The following is a 15,390-nucleotide window of genomic DNA, read 5'->3' as shown; positions in this document are numbered from 1 at the left end:
CGGGCGGCGTTTCGGACACTACTTGACCGTGGGCCTCGGACCGAGGACCGCGGAGCCGATCCGCAGGTGTGTCGCACCGTGGCGGATCGCCTGGTCGAGATCACCGCTCATGCCGGCGGAGATCCAGGTGGCGGACGGGTGCTCGCGGCGCACGTCGGCGGCGATCCGGGCCAGGCCCTCGAAGGCCTGCCCCGCGTCCCCGCCCAGCGGCGCCACGCCCATGACGCCGCGCAGCACCAGACCGTCGGCCTGCGCCACGCGCTCCGCCAGGGCGGCCACGTCGGCCTCGTCCGCACCGGCGCGCCCCTCGGCGCCCGGCGGGTCCAGGCTGACCTGGACCAGCACGTCGAGGTCCCGGCCGCGCTCGGTGGCGCCCCGGCCCAGACCCGTGACCAGCTTGGGCCGGTCGAGGGAGTGGACGGCGTCGGCGTACGTCGCGACGGCGGCGGCCTTGTTGCTCTGCAGGCCGCCGATGAAGTGCCAGGACAGGTCGAGGTCGGCGAGCTCCTCGGCCTTGGCCTGGGCCTCCTGGTGGCGGTTCTCCCCCACGTCGCGCACGCCCAGCCCGGCGAGCAGCCGGACGTCGGAGGCGGGGAAGAACTTGGTGACCACCACGAGCATGACCTCCTCGACGTCGCGGTCCGCGGCGGCGCAGGCCTCCGCGATCCGCCGGCGCACGTCGTCGAGGCGGGTGGCGAGCTCCTCGCGCCGCTCCTCGGAGGTCATGCGCGCCTCCTGACCAGGCCGGCCAGCCGCCCCGCACGGACGCCGTCGCGGCGGTGGGAGAAGAGGTCGGGCGACTCCAGCGTGCAGCGGGAGACGTCGGTGACCTCGACGCCGTCGCGCCGCAGCTGGGCCCGGACGCCGGCGCCGACGTCGAGGGCCGGGGTGCCCCACGACGTGGTCGAGGCGGCCTCGGGCTCCACCGCGGCGACCTGCTCGCGCAGCGCGGCCGGCACCTCGTAGCAGCGGCCACACACGTGCGGCCCCACCCAGGCCTGGATCCGGGTGGCACCGAGGTCGCGCATCCGGCTCACCGCCGCCGGGACGACGCCGTCGGCCATGCCCTGGCGCCCCGCGTGGGCCGCCCCGACCACCCCGGCGACCGGGTCGGCGAGCAGGACCGGCACGCAGTCGGCCACGCGCACCATCAGCACGACGTCGGCCCGGTCGGTGACCAGGGCGTCGCACTGCTCAGGCGCTCCCGGCGCCGTCGTGGCGGCGTCGACGACCCGGGTGCCGTGCACCTGGGCCATGTCGACGAGCCGCGCGCCGGGGGCGAAGTCGGCCAGGAGCTTCTCGACGTTGCGCCGTCGCGCGTCCGGGTCGCCCTCGCCGACCAGGGCCAGGTCGAGGGAGTCGTGGGGCGCGGCACTGACCCCGCCGAGCCTGTCCGTGAAGGCACAGTCGACGGGGCCGGTGCTGCTGCGGTGGGAGTACACCCGGTGCGGCCTACTTCAAGAAGTCGGGCACGTCGAGGTCGTCGTCCCCGAAGTCGCCCTGCTGGCCGCGCTGGCCCCCGGCCGGCGCGGAGCCGGACGTGGACTCCTGCGCGGGCTGGCTGCCCCACCCGGACGTGGACCGGGCCGGCGCGGGCGCCGACTGGGGGGCGGCGGCGGGACGCTGCTGCGCCCCGACCGTGACCGGCTCACGACGCGGGGCCGCGTCGGCCCGACGCTGCTCGGCCAAGGCCCGGGCGGCGGCCCGGGTCTCCTCCTGGCTCTGGGCCGGCGCCTGCGCCCGGGGACGCAGGGACTGGCCCTCGTCGCGACGCTTGGGCCGCCCGCCCTCGAAGCCGGCGGCGATGACGGTCACGCGGACCTCGTCGCCGAGCGCGTCGTCGATGGTCGCGCCGAAGATGATGTTGGCCTCGACGTGCACCGCGTCGGCCACCATGGCGGCCGCCTCGTTGATCTCGAACAGGCCGAGGTCGGAGCCACCGGCGATCGAGAGCAGCACGCCCTGGGCGCCGTCGATCGACTCCTCGAGCAGCGGGCTCGACACGGCCAGCTCGGCGGCCTCGACGGCGCGGTTCTCGCCGCGCGCCGAGCCGATGCCCATGAGGGCGGAGCCCGCGTTGGACATGACCGACTTGACGTCGGCGAAGTCGAGGTTGATCAGGCCCGGGGTGGTGATCAGGTCGGTGATGCCGGAGACACCCTGCAGCAGGACCTGGTCGGCCTGCTTGAAGGCGTCGAGCATGCTCACGTTGCGGTCGCTGATCATCAGCAGCTTGTCGTTGGGGATCACGATGAGGGTGTCGACCTCCTCGCGGAGACCCTCGATGCCCTCCTCCGCGGAGGTCGCGCGGCGGCGACCCTCGAAGGCGAACGGGCGGGTGACCACACCGATCGTCAGCGCCCCGAGGGAGCGCGCGATCTTGGCGACGACGGGGGCGCCACCGGTGCCGGTGCCACCACCCTCGCCGGCGGTGACGAAGACCATGTCGGCCCCCTTGAGGACCTCCTCGATCTCCTCGGCGTGGTCCTCGGCCGCCTGCGCACCCACGCTGGGGTTCGCACCGGCACCGAGGCCACGGGTCAGCTCGCGCCCGATGTCGAGCTTGACATCGGCGTCGCTCATCAACAGGGCCTGTGCATCTGTGTTGATGGCGATGAACTCGACGCCCTTCAGCCCGACCTCGATCATCCGGTTGACGGCGTTGACTCCACCTCCACCAATACCCACGACCTTGATGACGGCGAGGTAGTTCTGGGGTGCTGCCACGGCGGTGCCTCTCACTCTTCTGGTTGCCGTCCGACGGTTGTCGGCGACGCTCGGATGCTTCTGGGGTGTTGCCCGGACGGGTCCGGGTCCTGCTCGGGGAAGACCACCCAGATCGGCCGAAAACTCTAACCTTCAAGTGGAGGGTTATAGTTATGTCAACCTGTGGTGGTGAGACGAAGTTAGGCGACGGGACCGCGACACCCCCGGCAACACGCGGACGCGCCGCATCAATTCAGATTTTCTCGACGTGACGCCGGACACCGTCGCGGCGCGTCGCGACCGACGCGCGGGCGGCGCGCTCCCCGGCCCGATCCTCTGCTTCCCGGGCGAAGCAGACCCGGGGAAGCGGCGGTTTCCCAGGGGCCCCTGGGAAACCGGTCCACCGCACGACGCCGGCCCCCCAGGACCGGCCGACCTCAGCGGGTGGTGAGCCGACCGGGGACGGAGACGTCGATCTCCTCGACGTCCTTGGGCAGCTTCGGGAGCACGACGGCGAGCACGTCGGCCTTGGTGGCGGACTGCTCGGCGCTGCCCCACACGACGCGGCGGCCACTGGTGAGCACGAGGCTGATCTCGTCGACGCTGCCGACCTCGACGGTGGCGGTGCGGGCGGCGACGTCCTCGGGCAGGGAGGCGACGACGCCGGCGGCCTCGACCAGGGCCTCGTCGTCGGCGGAGGCCGCGGCCTCGACCAGCGGCAGGCCGCGGGGGCGCTTGGCATAGCTGCCGAACACGACCCCGTCGGCGTCGAGCGCCCGCAGCGTGTCGCCGCGCTCCAGGACCGCGACCGGGGTGCGGGGGGTGACCTCGATGTGCACGGTGTGGGGCCAGCTGCGCGACACGTCGGCGCTGCGCACGCCGGGGATGGCCTCGACACGGGTGCGGATCGCCCCGACGTCGACGCGGGCCAGCGGGGTGCCGGTCGGCACGTCGGCGGCGCTCTCGACCCGGGACGGGCTGAGGTCGCCGGCGCCGACGACCTCGGCGCCGCGGGCGGTGAGCAGCGAGGAGAACAGCACCGCCCAGGCGCCCAGGCCGACGACGAGCGCGACCACGACGACCAGCGCGACGTGGCGCAGCAGCCGCCGGCGCCCCTGGTGTCGGCGGCGGGCGAAGTCGTAGCGGGCCAGGCGGACGGTGGGCTCGTCGGGGCCGGTGGACGACGGCACCCGCGGCGTACGCCGGAAGCGGTCGCGCCAGCCCATCAGGAGTCCTCCCCCAGCAGGTCGAGCACCTCGGGCCCGAGCAGCGTGACGTCACCCGCGCCGAGGGTGAGCACCACGTCGCCGGGGCGGGCCCGCTCGACGAGGTGGGCGGCCACCGCGGACCAGGACGGCTCGAAGACGACGTGCTCGGCGGCCAGCGGCACGGCGTCCGCGACCAGGGCGCCGCTGACACCGGGCTCGGGCTCCTCGCGGGCGACGTAGACGTCCATCACGACGACCTCGTCGGCGGCACCGAGGGCCACGCCCATGTCGTGCCCGAAGATGCGGGTGCGCGAGACCATGTGGGGCTGGAAGGCCACCACGACGCGGCCGTCGCCGGCGAGCGAGCGGGCGGCCTGGAGGTCGCCGCGGATCTCGTTGGGGTGGTGGGCGTAGGAGTCGTAGACCCGGACCTGCCCGACCTCGCCCTTGAGCTCCATCCGGCGCCGGGTGCCGCTGAAGGAGCCGAGCCCCGCCGCGAGCTCGGCGAAACCGAACCCGAGCCGCAGCCCGCAGGCCAGGGCCGCGACGGCGTCGAGGACGTAGTGGCGCCCGGGGATCTGGAGCCGCACCTCGCCCAGGCGCTCGCCGCCGTCGACGACCGTGAAGGTCGAGGTGGCGCCGACGAAGCGCAGGTCCTCGGCGCGGACATCGGCCCCGGGGCCCTCCCCCACGCGCACCACGGCGCGGCCGCGCGAGGTGGCCACGTCGCCGAGGTGGTCGGCCCCCGGGTCGTCGGAGACGACCACGAGGAAGCCGTCGGGGTCGACCCGGTCGACGAACTCGTCGAAGGCGGCGCGGTAGGCCTCCTCCGTGCCGTAGTTGTCGAGGTGGTCGGCCTCGACGTTGGTGACCAGGGCGGCGTGGGGCGAGTAGACGAGGAAGGCGCCGTCGCTCTCGTCGGCCTCGGCGACGAACAGCTCGCCGGTGCCGTCGTGGGCGTTGGAGCCGGTCTCGTTGAGCTCGCCGCCGATGGCGAACGACGGGTCGGCGCCGCAGTGCTGCAGGGCGACCGTGAGCAGCGAGGTGGTGGTGGTCTTGCCGTGGGTGCCGGCGACGGCGACGACGCGGCGGCCCTGCATCACCGACTCCAGCGCCGCCGAGCGCGGCAGCAGCCGCAGGCCGCGGGCCCGGGCCTCGACCACCTCGGGGTTGCTCTCGCGCACGGCGGTCGAGACGACCACGGTGTCGGCCGCCCCGACGTGGGCGGCGTCGTGGCCCACGTGGCAGGTGGCGCCGAGGGTGCGCAGCGCGTCGAGGGTGCGCGACTCCTTGGCGTCGCTGCCCGAGACGGGGATTCCGCGCGCCAGCATGATGCGCGCGATGCCGGACAGGCCGGCACCGCCGATGCCGACGAAGTGGACGGTGCCGAGCCGGTCGGCCGCCAGCAGCTCGTCGGGGACGGGGACCTTCATCGGGCTGCCGCCTCCTGGGTGGTGCGCCACGCCTCCACCACGAGGGCGGCGAGCTGGTCGTCGGCGTCGAGCGGCACCACGTGGGAGGCCGCGGCGGACATGGTCGCGAGCCGCTCGGGGTCGGTCAGCAGGTCGGGCATCGCGCTGCGCACCCACTCGGGGGTGAGCGCCGCGTCGGAGACCAGCAGCCCCCCGCCGGCGTCGACCACCGGGCGGGCGTTGAGCGCCTGCTCGCCGTTGCCGATGGGGAGCGGGACGTAGACGGCCGGCAGCCCCACCCCCGACACCTCGGTGACGGTGTTGCTGCCCGCGCGGCACAGCACCGCGTCGGCGGCGGCGTACGCCAGGTCCATGCGGCTGACGAACGGCACCACGACGTACGCCGGTCCGCCGGGCGTGGTCTCCGGGGAGGCCTCGCCCTTCGGACCCACCACGTGGAGCACCTGCACGCCGGCGGCGGCGAAGGCCCCCGCCGCCGCGGCGACCGACTGGTTGAGCCGGCGGGCGCCCTGCGAGCCCCCGGTGACGAGCAGCACCGGCCGCTCGGCGTCGAGGCCGAAGTGCTGGCGCGCCTCGGCCCGGAGCGCGGCCCGGTCGAGCGTGCTCACCATCCGGCGCACCGGCAGCCCGAGGTAGCGGGCGTGGCGCAGGTCGGTGTCGGGGAAGGAGGTGGCGACGTACGGCGTCAGCCGGGCGCCGAGCCGGTTGGCGATCCCCGGGAGCGCGTTGCCCTCGTGGACCACCAGCGGGAGGTGGCGACGGCGGGCGGCGAGGTAGGCCGGCACCGAGACGTAGCCGCCGAAGCCGACCACGACGTCGGGGCGCACCCGGTCGAGGACCTCCAGCGTGGCGGCGAGCGCGGCCCGGACCCGGCCGGGCGTGCGCAGCAGGTCGGCGTCGGGGCGGCGCGGCAACGGCACCGCGGGCACCAGCTCGAGCGGGTAGCCCGCCTCCGGCACGACGCGGGTCTCGAGGCCGCGGGCGGTGCCGAGCGCGGTGATCTCGACGGTCGGGTCGAGGCGGCGCAACGCGTCGGCGGTGGCGAGCAGCGGGGAGGTGTGGCCGGCGCTGCCGCCGCCCGCGAGCAGGACCCGGCGCGGACCGGGGGCCGTGCTCACTGGCGCCTCGAGCGCGAGCGCAGGCTGCCGGCGAGGACCGCGGGCACGGCGGTGCCGGGGCGACGGGTCCGGCCGCCCTGGCCGCCCGTCCCGCCCTGGCCGCGGTCGCGACGCCGCGCCTGCAGCGCAGCCCTGGCCTCGGGCTCGTTGCGGGCGAACCCGACGAGCAGGCCCAGCGCGACGAGCGAGGGCACCAGCGCCGAGCCGCCGTAGGAGACCAGTGGCAGCGGGATGCCGATGACCGGCAGCAGCGCCAGCACCATCCCGATGTTGATGAGCATCTGCGACATCAGCCAGATGGTGACGCCGGCGGTCGCGTAGCGCACGAAGGGGTCGGCGGTGGTGATGGCCAGGCGGACCGCGGCGTACGCCACCGCACCGAAGAGCACGAGCACCAGCAGCGTGCCGACCAGGCCGAGCTCCTCGCCGAGCACCGCGAAGATGAAGTCGGTGTGGGCCTCGGGCAGGCTGCCCCACTTCTGCTGGCTCGCCGAGAGGCCCTTGCCGAAGATGCCGCCGCTGGCCATGCCGAGCAGGCCGTGGCCGGCCTGCCAGCCCGAGCCCTGGAAGTCCTTGAAGGGGTCCATGAAGCTGGTCAGGCGCTCGCGGCGCTCGGAGTTGCTGGCGGCCAGGTAGAAGGCCAGGACGCCGACCACCGAGAAAGCGAACCCGAACAGCCGCGCGGGCACGCCGACCACCCACAGCATCCCGAGCAGCAGCGCGAACAGCACCAGCGCCGTGCCGAGGTCGTGCTGGAAGACCACCAGCGCCGAGATCATCACGATCACGGGTGCGACGGGCACCAGCGCCTGGACCGGGTTGCCGAGCAGCTTCTCCTTGGTGGCGTAGACGTCGGCGGTCCACAGCACGATCGCGAGCTTGGCGATCTCCGACGGCTGCAGGGTCAGGCCACCGAGGTCGAGCCAGTTGCGGTTGCCGTTGACCGCGAAGCCGAGGCTGGTCTGGGTCAGCGCCAGCAGCACCACGGCGATGATCACGGCGGGCCAGGCGAGCAGCCGCAGCAGCCGCCGGTTGAACCGGCTCGCGACGAAGGCGGCCGGCAGTCCGATCGCCACCCAGGTCAGCTGCTTGAGGAAGATGTAGTAGCTGCTGTCGTGGGCCTTGAAGGAGTAGACGCTCGAGGCGCTCAGCACCATCATCAGGCCGATCGCGAGCAGCATCGTGGTGCCGCCCAGGAGCAGGTAGTAGGACGTCAGGGGACGCTCCAGCGCGTGACGCACCGTGCGGGCGCGACCGCGCAGCGCGTCACCGAGGGGGGCGAGCGAGCCGGCGAGGCGGCCCTGCGGGCGGGTGCCGACCGACGTCCGTGAGGTCGCCGGTGCCTGCCTGGTCTGGCTGGTGACGCTCACCGGGTCCTCCTCGTCGCCGACGTGGTCGCCGACAGTTCAGCTGTCTCCCCGCCGCCTGCGGTGCACGGCCTCGGCGAAGGCGTCGCCGCGTGCGCCGTAGTTGGCGAACATGTCCATGGACGCGCACCCCGGCGCCAGCAGCACGGTGTCCCCCGGTCGCGCCAGGGACGCTGCGCCCGCCACGACGCGGTCCATCGGTCCTACCCCGTCATCCTCCCCGGCGGCCACGTCGATCACGGGCACATCGGGTGCGTGTCGCCGCAGCGACTCCCGGATCACCGGGGCGTCGCGACCGAGCAGCACCACCCCGCGCAGCCGGTCCCGCACGGCCTGCACCAGGTCGTCGAAGCGGGCGCCCTTGGCGAGGCCTCCGGCGACCCACACGACCGGGTCGTAGGCCTGCAGCGAGGCCCGCGCGGCGTGCGGGTTGGTGGCCTTGGAGTCGTCGACCCAGGTGACGCCGTCGACGGTCGCGACCTCGGCGATGCGGTGGCCGTCGGGGCGGAAGTCGCGCAGCGCCTGCTGCACCGCCGCCGGGGTCACGTCGAAGGAGCGGGCCAGCGCGGCCGCGGCGAGCGCGTTGGCGACGTAGTGGGGCGCCTGGCTGGCCAGGTCGCCCAGGGTGCACAGCTCGGCGGCGCTGCTGCGCCGGTCCTCGACGAAGGCCCGGTCGGCGAGGACGTCGTCGACCAGCCCGACCATGCCGACCGCGGGGGTGCCCAGGGTGAACCCGATGGCGCGCGCCCCCTCGGTGACGTCGGCCTCGCGGACCAGCTCCTCGGTGACGGGGTCGGCGACGTTGTAGACGCAGGCCGACCGGACGCGCTCGTAGATGCGGCCCTTGTCGGCGGCGTAGTCGGTCATCCCCGAGGGGCCGGGGTACCAGTCGAGGTGGTCCTCGGCGACGTTGAGGACCGCCGCGGACCGGGCGGCCACCGTGGAGGTCCAGTGCAGCTGGAAGCTCGAGAGCTCGACGGCCAGCACGTCGTACGGGTCGGGGTCCATGACCGCCTCGACGAGGGGCAGCCCGACGTTGCCGGCCGCGACCGTGCGCAGGCCGCCGGCCCGCAGCATGGCCTCGAGCATCTGCACCGTGGTGGTCTTGCCGTTGGTGCCGGTCACGGCCAGCCACGGCACGGGGCGCTCGGGGTCGCGCAGCCGCCAGGCCAGCTCCACCTCGCCCCACACGGGTACGCCGCGCCCCACGGCCTGCGCGAGCAGCGGCGCGCGGGGCGACCAGCCGGGCGAGGTGACGACCAGGTCGACGTCGTCGGGCAGGGTCGTCGTGCTGCCGGGCCCGAGCCGCACCGTGGCGCCGAGGCTCTCGAGCAGGTCGGCCCGCTCGCGGCGGTCACCGGCCTCGGACTCGTCGAGGGCGGTCACCCGGGCGCCGAGGAAGGTGAGGTTGTCGGCCGCGGCGTACCCCGAGACGCCGAACCCGGCGACCACGACCCGGATCGAGCTCCAGTCGGAGGTGCGGCCCAGGGCGGCCAGCGCGGCGGGGTCCAGGCCCGTCACGCGCCCGCCACCCACTCGGCGTAGAACACCCCGAGGCCGGCGGCCACGAAGATGCCGGCGATCAGCCAGAACCGGATCACCACGGTGATCTCCTCCCAGCCCAGCATCTCGAAGTGGTGGTGCAGGGGCGCCATCCGGAACAGCCGGCGCCCGTGGGTGGCCTTGAAGAAGCCGACCTGCAGGATCACCGAGAGGGTCTGGATGACGAACAGGCCGCCGAGCAGCGCCAGCAGGAACTCGGTGCGGGTCAGCACCGCGAAGCCCGCGAGGGCGCCGCCGAGGGCCAGCGAGCCGGTGTCGCCCATGAAGATCTTGGCCGGCGAGGCGTTCCACCACAGGAAGCCGAAGCAGGCGCCGGTGATCGCGGCGGCCACGATGGCCAGGTCGAGCGGGTCGCGGACCTCGTAGCAGGAGGGGCCGGGCTCACGGCCGCACCACTGGTTGTTCTGCCAGATGTTGACCAGCGTGTAGGCGCCGAAGACCATCACCGAGGCGCCCGCGGCCAGGCCGTCGAGGCCGTCGGTGAGGTTGACCGCGTTGCTCGTGCCGGCGATGAGCAGCCACACGAACAGCACGACCACGATGACCGGGAGCGTGAAGCTGGCGTCGCGGATGAAGGAGATCGACTGCCCGGCCGGCGTGCGGCCGCGGTCGTCCTCGAGCCAGGGCGAGAGCGCCAGGCCGCCGAAGGCGAGCGCCACCAGCGTCTGCCCGATGAACTTGGCCCGGCTCCGCAGCCCCAGGCTGCGCTGCCGCGAGATCTTGATGTAGTCGTCGAGGAAGCCCACGGTGCCCAGGCCCACGAAGAGGAACAGCAGCAGCAGCGCGGAGGCGCTCGGGGTGCGACCGACGACCAGGCAGGCGAGGAAGTACGACACGACCGACGCCAGCACGATGACCAGCCCGCCCATGGTGGGCGTGCCGCGCTTGGTGTGGTGGGTGGTCGGCCCGTCGTCGCGGATCAGCTGTCCGTAGCCGCGCCGGGCGAGCACGATGATGGCGTAGCGGGTGCCGACCAGGGTCAGCACCAGCGACAGCCCGCCGGCCAGCAGGATGGCTCTCACGCGTGGGGCTCCTCTCCCGCCGCGCCGTCGGTCGGCGCGGGGTCGTCGACGAGTGTCCGGGCCACTCGCTCGAGGCCTCCGGACCGCGATGCCTTCACCAGCACCACGTCCGGGCCCCGGACATTCTCGCGCAACCAGGCCGTGGCCTCGTCCACGCCGGAGACGTGGTGTGTCGAGGACGACACTCCCGCGTCCTGCCGGGCCTCGGCGATGCCGGCGGCGCCCGGCCCCACCACCACGACCTCGTCGACGCCGAGCTCGTGGGTCAGCGACCCGACCGCCCGGTGCTCCTCGACGGCCGTGGGCCCGAGCTCGCGCATCTCGCCCAGCACCGCGACGGTGCGCCGGCCCGAGCGGGCGCCGATCCCGGCCAGGGTCTCCACGGCCGAGCGCATCGAGTCGGGGTTGGCGTTGTAGGCGTCGTTGACCACGACCAGGCCGTCCGCCCGCTCGCTCAGCTCCATGCGCCAGCGCGAGAGTGCCTCGATGGCGCGCAGGCTGGCCGCGACGCGGTCGAGCGGGATCCCCACCGCCGTGCCGACCGCGGCCGCCGCAGCGGCGTTGGTGGCCTGGTGGGCGCCGAGCAGCCGCAGGTCGACGTGCTCCGAGGCGCCGGCGTGGAGCAGGTCGAACGACGGCCGGCCCAGGTCGTCGAGGACCGGGCCGGACACGCGCACGTCGGCGTCGGCACCCGCCCCGAAGCGGACCGCCTCGACGCCTTCCTCGGCCGTCACCCGGGCGTCCATGCCGGTGACCAGGGGGTCGTCGGCGTTGAGCACCGCGACGCCGTACCCGGGTCGCAGCGCCTCGACGATCTCGCCCTTGGCCTGGGCGATGTTGGCCTGGGAGCCGAACTCGCCGAGGTGGGCCTTGCCGACGTTGAGCACCAGCGCCACGTCGGGCGGGGCGATCGCGCACAGCTCGGTGAGGTGGCCGATGCCCCGCGCCCCCATCTCGAGGACGAGGAAGCGGGTCTCCCCGGTGAGCCGGAGCACGGTCAGCGGCAGCCCGAGCTCGTTGTTGAACGACCCGGCCGTCGCGACCGTCGGCCCGGCGTCGGCCAGCACCCGGGCGAGCATGTCCTTGGCGCTGGTCTTGCCCTGCGACCCGGTGATCGCGACCACCACCAGCGCCTCGGGGTCCTCGAGCGGGGCGCGGCCGGCCTCGCGGTCGTCGCGGCGACGACGCCGGAGCACCCCCTGCGCCAGGCGCTGCAGCGCCACCTGGGCGTCGTCGACCACGACCGTCGGCACCCCGGTGGGGCGGGTGCCGAGCACCGCCGCGGCACCGCCCTCGACGGCCCCCGCGGCGAAGCGGTGCCCGTCGACGTGCTCGCCGGCGAAGGCGACGAACAGGCCGCCGGGCTCCGGGCTGCGGCTGTCGAGGAAGGCGGGACCGGTGACGAGCAGGTCCGGGTCGGCGTCGTGCAGCCGCCCACCCACGAGGTCGGCGACCTGCGCCAGCGTGCGGGGGATCACCGGCGCACTCCCTCGAGGGCCACGCGCAGCTCGTCGCGGTCGTCGAACGGGTGCACCTCGCCGTCGACCTCCTGGCCGGTCTCGTGTCCCTTGCCGGCCACCACCACGGTGTCGCCCGGACCGGCGAGCGCGACGGCCCGCCGGATCGCCTCGCGGCGGTCGCCGACCTCGACCACCTCGGCCCGCTCGCCGTCGGCCACGACCGACGTCCCGGCGAGCACGGCGGCACGGATGGTCGCGGGGTCCTCGGTGCGGGGGTTGTCGTCGGTCACGACCAGGACGTCGGCCAGGCGCGCCCCGATCTCGCCCATCACCGGTCGCTTGCCGCGGTCGCGGTCGCCGCCGGCGCCGATGACCAGCACGAGCCGACCGGCGGTCAGCGGGCGCAGCGCGTCGAGGGCGGCCTGGACCGCGTCGGGCTTGTGGGCGTAGTCGACGACGGCCAGGAAGTCCTGGCCCCCGTCGATGCGCTCGAGGCGGCCGGGCACCCCGCCCGAGGCGGCGATGCCGTCGGCGACCCGGCGCGGGTCGAGCCCCGCCTCGCCGGCCAGCGCGATCGCGCACAGCGCGTTGGTGACGTTGAAGGAGCCGGTGATCGGCACCCGGGCGGGGAGCCGCTCCCCCGTGGGCGTCACCACGGAGAACGTCGACCCCTCCGGCTCGGCGACGACGTCGACCGCGCGCCAGTCGGCCTCGGCGCCGGTGGCCGAGAAGGTGGACATCGGCACGGTCGCCACGCGCAGCAGCCGGCGGCCGTGCTCGTCGTCGACGTTGGTGAGGCCGCGCTGGGTGCGCTCGGGGGTGAACAGCGAGGCCTTGGCGGCGAAGTAGTCCTCGACGTCGCGGTGGAAGTCGAGGTGGTCGCGGCCGAGGTTGAGGAACGCGGCGGCGTCGAAGACCACCCCGTCGACGCGGCCCATCACCAGGGCGTGGCTGGAGACCTCCATCGCGCAGGCCTCGACCCCGCGCTCGACCATCACGGCGAACAGCGCGTGCAGGTCGGGCGCCTCGGGCGTGGTCAGCGTGGACCGGACGTCCTCGCCGGCGATCCGGGTGCCGACGGTGCCGACCACCCCGGCGGTCACGCCGGCGGCGGTGAGGCCGCCCTCGAGCAGGCGGGTGGTGGTGGTCTTGCCCTGGGTGCCGGTGACGGCCACCAGGGTCAGGGCGCGGGCCGGCTCGGCGTACACGTGGGCGGCGAGGCGACCGAGCACCGAGCGCGGCTCCTCGACCACCAGCAGGGGCACCTCGAGCCCCTCGGCCCGCTCGTCCAGCGCCCGGTCGACGACCTCGGCGCCGGCGGCGTCGGTCAGCACGGCGACCGCGCCGGCGGCCACGGCCTCGGCGACGTACGCCGCCCCGTGGGCCCGTGCTCCGGGCAGCGCGGCGTAGACGTCGCCGGGGCACACGCGTCGCGAGCTGAGGGTGATGCCGGTGGCCTCGACGGCCCCGGCCGAGGGCGGGCGCAGCCGCGCACCGGTGAGGGCGGCGACCTCGGTGAGCGGGACGGGCGACGTCGAGCGGGGGCGGGTGGGAGGGGTCTCGGCGGGCTCGGGCACCGGTCGAGGCTACCGGCCGCTGCCGGTGTCGGACCCGGTGCCGGACCCGGTGTCAGCCGCAGTGTCGTCGGCCTCCGAGGTCGCGCCGGGGCGCACCATCCGCGCGGACGGCTGGCCGACCGAGGACGGGTCGTCGGCCCACGTCGTCGGCAGCGTGGACGGCGCGGTGCCGGTGGGCGCCACGGCGTACTTCTGCAGGACGTAGGACAGGATCTTGCGGAAGACCGGGCCGGCGGTGCCGGCGCCCGAGCCGCCCGCCGCGGGCTTGTTGACCACGACGTAGACGGTGAAGCGGGCGTCGTCGGCCGGGGCGAAGCCACCGAAGGACACCGCGACGCCACCGTCGGCGTAGCAGCTGCAGTCGCCACCGGCCTGCTGCGCGGTGCCGGTCTTGCCGGCGACGCGGTAGCCCTCGATGCCGGCGCCGGGGGCGGTGCCGACGTCGGGCGTGGTCACCAGCTCCATCATCTGGCTGACCTCGGCGGCGGCCTTGGCGCTGACGGCCCGGCGCTTGGTCGCGGTGGCGGTGCCGACCTCGAGGCCGTCGTCGGTGCGCTCCTCGCCCTCGACGAGGCTGGGCTCGACGAGCTCGCCGGCGTTGCCGACGGCGTTGACCGCGGCCGCCATCTGGACCGCGTTGACCGACAGGCCCTGGCCGAAGGAGATCTGGGCGCGGCTCAGGGTCGACCAGTCGGAGGCCCCGGGCAGCAGGCCGCGGCTCTCGCCGGGCAGCCCGATGTCGGTGCGCTCGCCCAGGCCGAAGCGGGTGAGGTAGTCGTGCAGCTGGGTCGCGCTGAACTGCGAGGCGGCCAGCGTCGTGCCGATGTTGCTCGACTGGGCCAGGATGCCGGCCGAGGTGAGCTGGAGCGTGCCGTGGTCGAACCAGTCGCCGATCACCCGGTCGAGCACGGGCAGCTCGCCCGGCACGGTGTAGCGCGTCGAGGGCGTCACCTTGTTGGCGTCGAGCAGGGAGGCGAAGGTGAGCACCTTCTCGACCGAGCCCGGCTCGTAGACGTCGGAGACGGCGCGGCTGCCGAGCAGCTCCTCCGGCGACTCGGTCGCCCGGTTGGGGTTGAAGGTCGGGCAGTCGGCCAGGGCGATCAGCTCCCCGGTGCGGGTGTCCATCACCACGGCCGAGCCGGACTCGGCCTGGACCTGCTGCACGGCCGAGCAGAGCACGCGCTGGCTGAACCACTGCACGTCGCGGTCGATGGTGAGCCTGAGGTCCTGGCCGTCCACGGGCTCGACCGTGCTGTTCTCGCCGAGCGGGATCCGGTTGCCGCCCCCGACCTCGTAGGTCTCCTTGCCGTCCTTGCCCGCGAGCAGCCGGTCGAAGGCGAGCTCGAGGCCGGCGCCGGGCTCCCCCGCGTCGTTGATGAAGCCGAGCAGGTTGGCCGCGACGTCGCCGTCGGGGTAGTGGCGCAGCGGGTCCGAGCGGGTGTCGACACCGGGCAGCTCGCGGGTGCGCAGCTCCTCGATGACGCTCGTGGCCAGGGTGGAGGGCACCCGGCGGGCGAGGTAGACGAAGTTGGTGCCCTGCTTGGTCAGCTTGGTCAGCAGGTCGAAGTAGTCGAGGTCGAGCCGCTCGGCCATGACCTTGGCGATGGCCTCCGCGTGGGGCCGGGTCGTCGCGGGGTCGGCGACGAGCATCAGCCCGGCGACGGACTCGGCCAGGGGCTGGCCGTCGCGGTCGAGGATGCGGCCGCGCTTGGCGGGGAGGTCGATGGTGATCGCGCCGGCCGCCTCGGCCCGCGAGGTGTAGGACCGGGCGTCGATCCCCTGGATCTGGAACAGCCGGGCCCCGAAGAGCGAGAGCAGCATCGTGATGGCGATCAGCCCGATGCGCAGGCGGACGTGGGAGGTCCCCCGCAGGGAGCGTCGGGGCTGGCTCAACTCAAGGACTCCGTCGGTCGTCGCGGGCGGTGGCTCAGGTCTA

The 15,390-nt window shown here is 74.6% G+C and carries 12 protein-coding genes; all 12 read right to left on the bottom strand.

The features are described from left to right. Positions 1–18: 18 nt before the first annotated feature. Entirely contained in the window at positions 19–726 is a 708-nt protein-coding gene (locus BLU55_RS00450; protein WP_091725041.1) for a YggS family pyridoxal phosphate-dependent enzyme, read from the bottom strand. Beyond that, positions 723–1,442: a peptidoglycan editing factor PgeF gene (gene pgeF, locus BLU55_RS00445; protein ID WP_091725040.1), complete on the bottom strand. Its 720-nt coding sequence runs from the start codon at positions 1,440–1,442 to the stop codon at positions 723–725. Before pgeF ends, BLU55_RS00450 begins: the two co-directional genes overlap by 4 nt. Positions 1,443–1,452: 10 nt before the next feature. Beyond that, entirely contained in the window at positions 1,453–2,727 is a 1,275-nt protein-coding gene (gene ftsZ / locus BLU55_RS00440) for a cell division protein FtsZ (RefSeq protein WP_091725038.1), read from the bottom strand. A 416-nt stretch (positions 2,728–3,143) separates the two neighbouring features. Continuing rightward, the gene (locus tag BLU55_RS00435) at positions 3,144–3,932 is read right to left on the bottom strand and encodes a cell division protein FtsQ/DivIB (protein WP_091725037.1); all 789 of its coding nucleotides are present in this window, start codon (positions 3,930–3,932) and stop codon (positions 3,144–3,146) included. Then, the gene (murC, locus tag BLU55_RS00430; RefSeq protein WP_091725035.1) at positions 3,932–5,347 is read right to left on the bottom strand and encodes a UDP-N-acetylmuramate--L-alanine ligase; all 1,416 of its coding nucleotides are present in this window, start codon (positions 5,345–5,347) and stop codon (positions 3,932–3,934) included. Before murC ends, BLU55_RS00435 begins: the two co-directional genes overlap by 1 nt. Then, a complete protein-coding gene (gene murG / locus BLU55_RS00425) occupies positions 5,344–6,465 on the bottom strand; it encodes an undecaprenyldiphospho-muramoylpentapeptide beta-N-acetylglucosaminyltransferase (RefSeq protein ID WP_197681048.1) in 1,122 nt (373 codons plus the stop codon). Before murG ends, murC begins: the two co-directional genes overlap by 4 nt. After that, positions 6,462–7,835 carry a putative lipid II flippase FtsW gene (gene ftsW / locus BLU55_RS00420; protein ID WP_231916983.1) on the bottom strand — a complete coding sequence of 458 codons (1,374 nt, stop codon included), beginning with the start codon at positions 7,833–7,835 and terminating at the stop codon, positions 6,462–6,464. The genes murG and ftsW overlap by 4 nt, the downstream gene beginning before the upstream one ends. A 36-nt stretch (positions 7,836–7,871) precedes the next feature. Continuing rightward, positions 7,872–9,368, bottom strand: a complete 1,497-nt coding sequence (murD, locus tag BLU55_RS00415; RefSeq protein ID WP_407938398.1) for a UDP-N-acetylmuramoyl-L-alanine--D-glutamate ligase — start codon at positions 9,366–9,368, stop codon at positions 7,872–7,874. Continuing rightward, positions 9,350–10,417, bottom strand: a complete 1,068-nt coding sequence (mraY, locus tag BLU55_RS00410) for a phospho-N-acetylmuramoyl-pentapeptide-transferase (protein WP_091725034.1) — start codon at positions 10,415–10,417, stop codon at positions 9,350–9,352. The genes murD and mraY overlap by 19 nt, the downstream gene beginning before the upstream one ends. Continuing rightward, positions 10,414–11,895, bottom strand: coding sequence for a UDP-N-acetylmuramoyl-tripeptide--D-alanyl-D-alanine ligase (locus tag BLU55_RS00405; protein ID WP_091725032.1), 1,482 nt, complete (start codon positions 11,893–11,895; stop codon positions 10,414–10,416). Before BLU55_RS00405 ends, mraY begins: the two co-directional genes overlap by 4 nt. After that, positions 11,892–13,454, bottom strand: coding sequence for a UDP-N-acetylmuramoyl-L-alanyl-D-glutamate--2,6-diaminopimelate ligase (locus BLU55_RS00400; protein WP_091725031.1), 1,563 nt, complete (start codon positions 13,452–13,454; stop codon positions 11,892–11,894). Before BLU55_RS00400 ends, BLU55_RS00405 begins: the two co-directional genes overlap by 4 nt. Positions 13,455–13,463: 9 nt before the next feature. After that, positions 13,464–15,347 carry a peptidoglycan D,D-transpeptidase FtsI family protein gene (locus tag BLU55_RS00395; RefSeq protein ID WP_231916981.1) on the bottom strand — a complete coding sequence of 628 codons (1,884 nt, stop codon included), beginning with the start codon at positions 15,345–15,347 and terminating at the stop codon, positions 13,464–13,466. Between the last annotated feature and the right edge of the window lie 43 nt (positions 15,348–15,390).

The sequence above is a fragment of the Nocardioides scoriae genome (assembly GCF_900104965.1).
Lineage (GTDB): Bacteria > Actinomycetota > Actinomycetes > Propionibacteriales > Nocardioidaceae > Marmoricola > Marmoricola scoriae.
The sequence above is the reverse complement of the archived record's forward strand: the minus strand, read 5'-3'. Positions and strand labels throughout refer to the sequence as shown.

Excerpts from the sequence above, each read along its gene's own strand:
- BLU55_RS00450 (WP_091725041.1), bottom strand. The coding sequence starts at position 726 with ATGACCTCCGAGGAGCGGCGCGAGGAGCTCGCCACCCGCCTCGACGAC.
- BLU55_RS00435 (WP_091725037.1), bottom strand. The coding sequence starts at position 3,932 with ATGGGCTGGCGCGACCGCTTCCGGCGTACGCCGCGGGTGCCGTCGTCC.
- murC (WP_091725035.1), bottom strand. The coding sequence starts at position 5,347 with ATGAAGGTCCCCGTCCCCGACGAGCTGCTGGCGGCCGACCGGCTCGGC.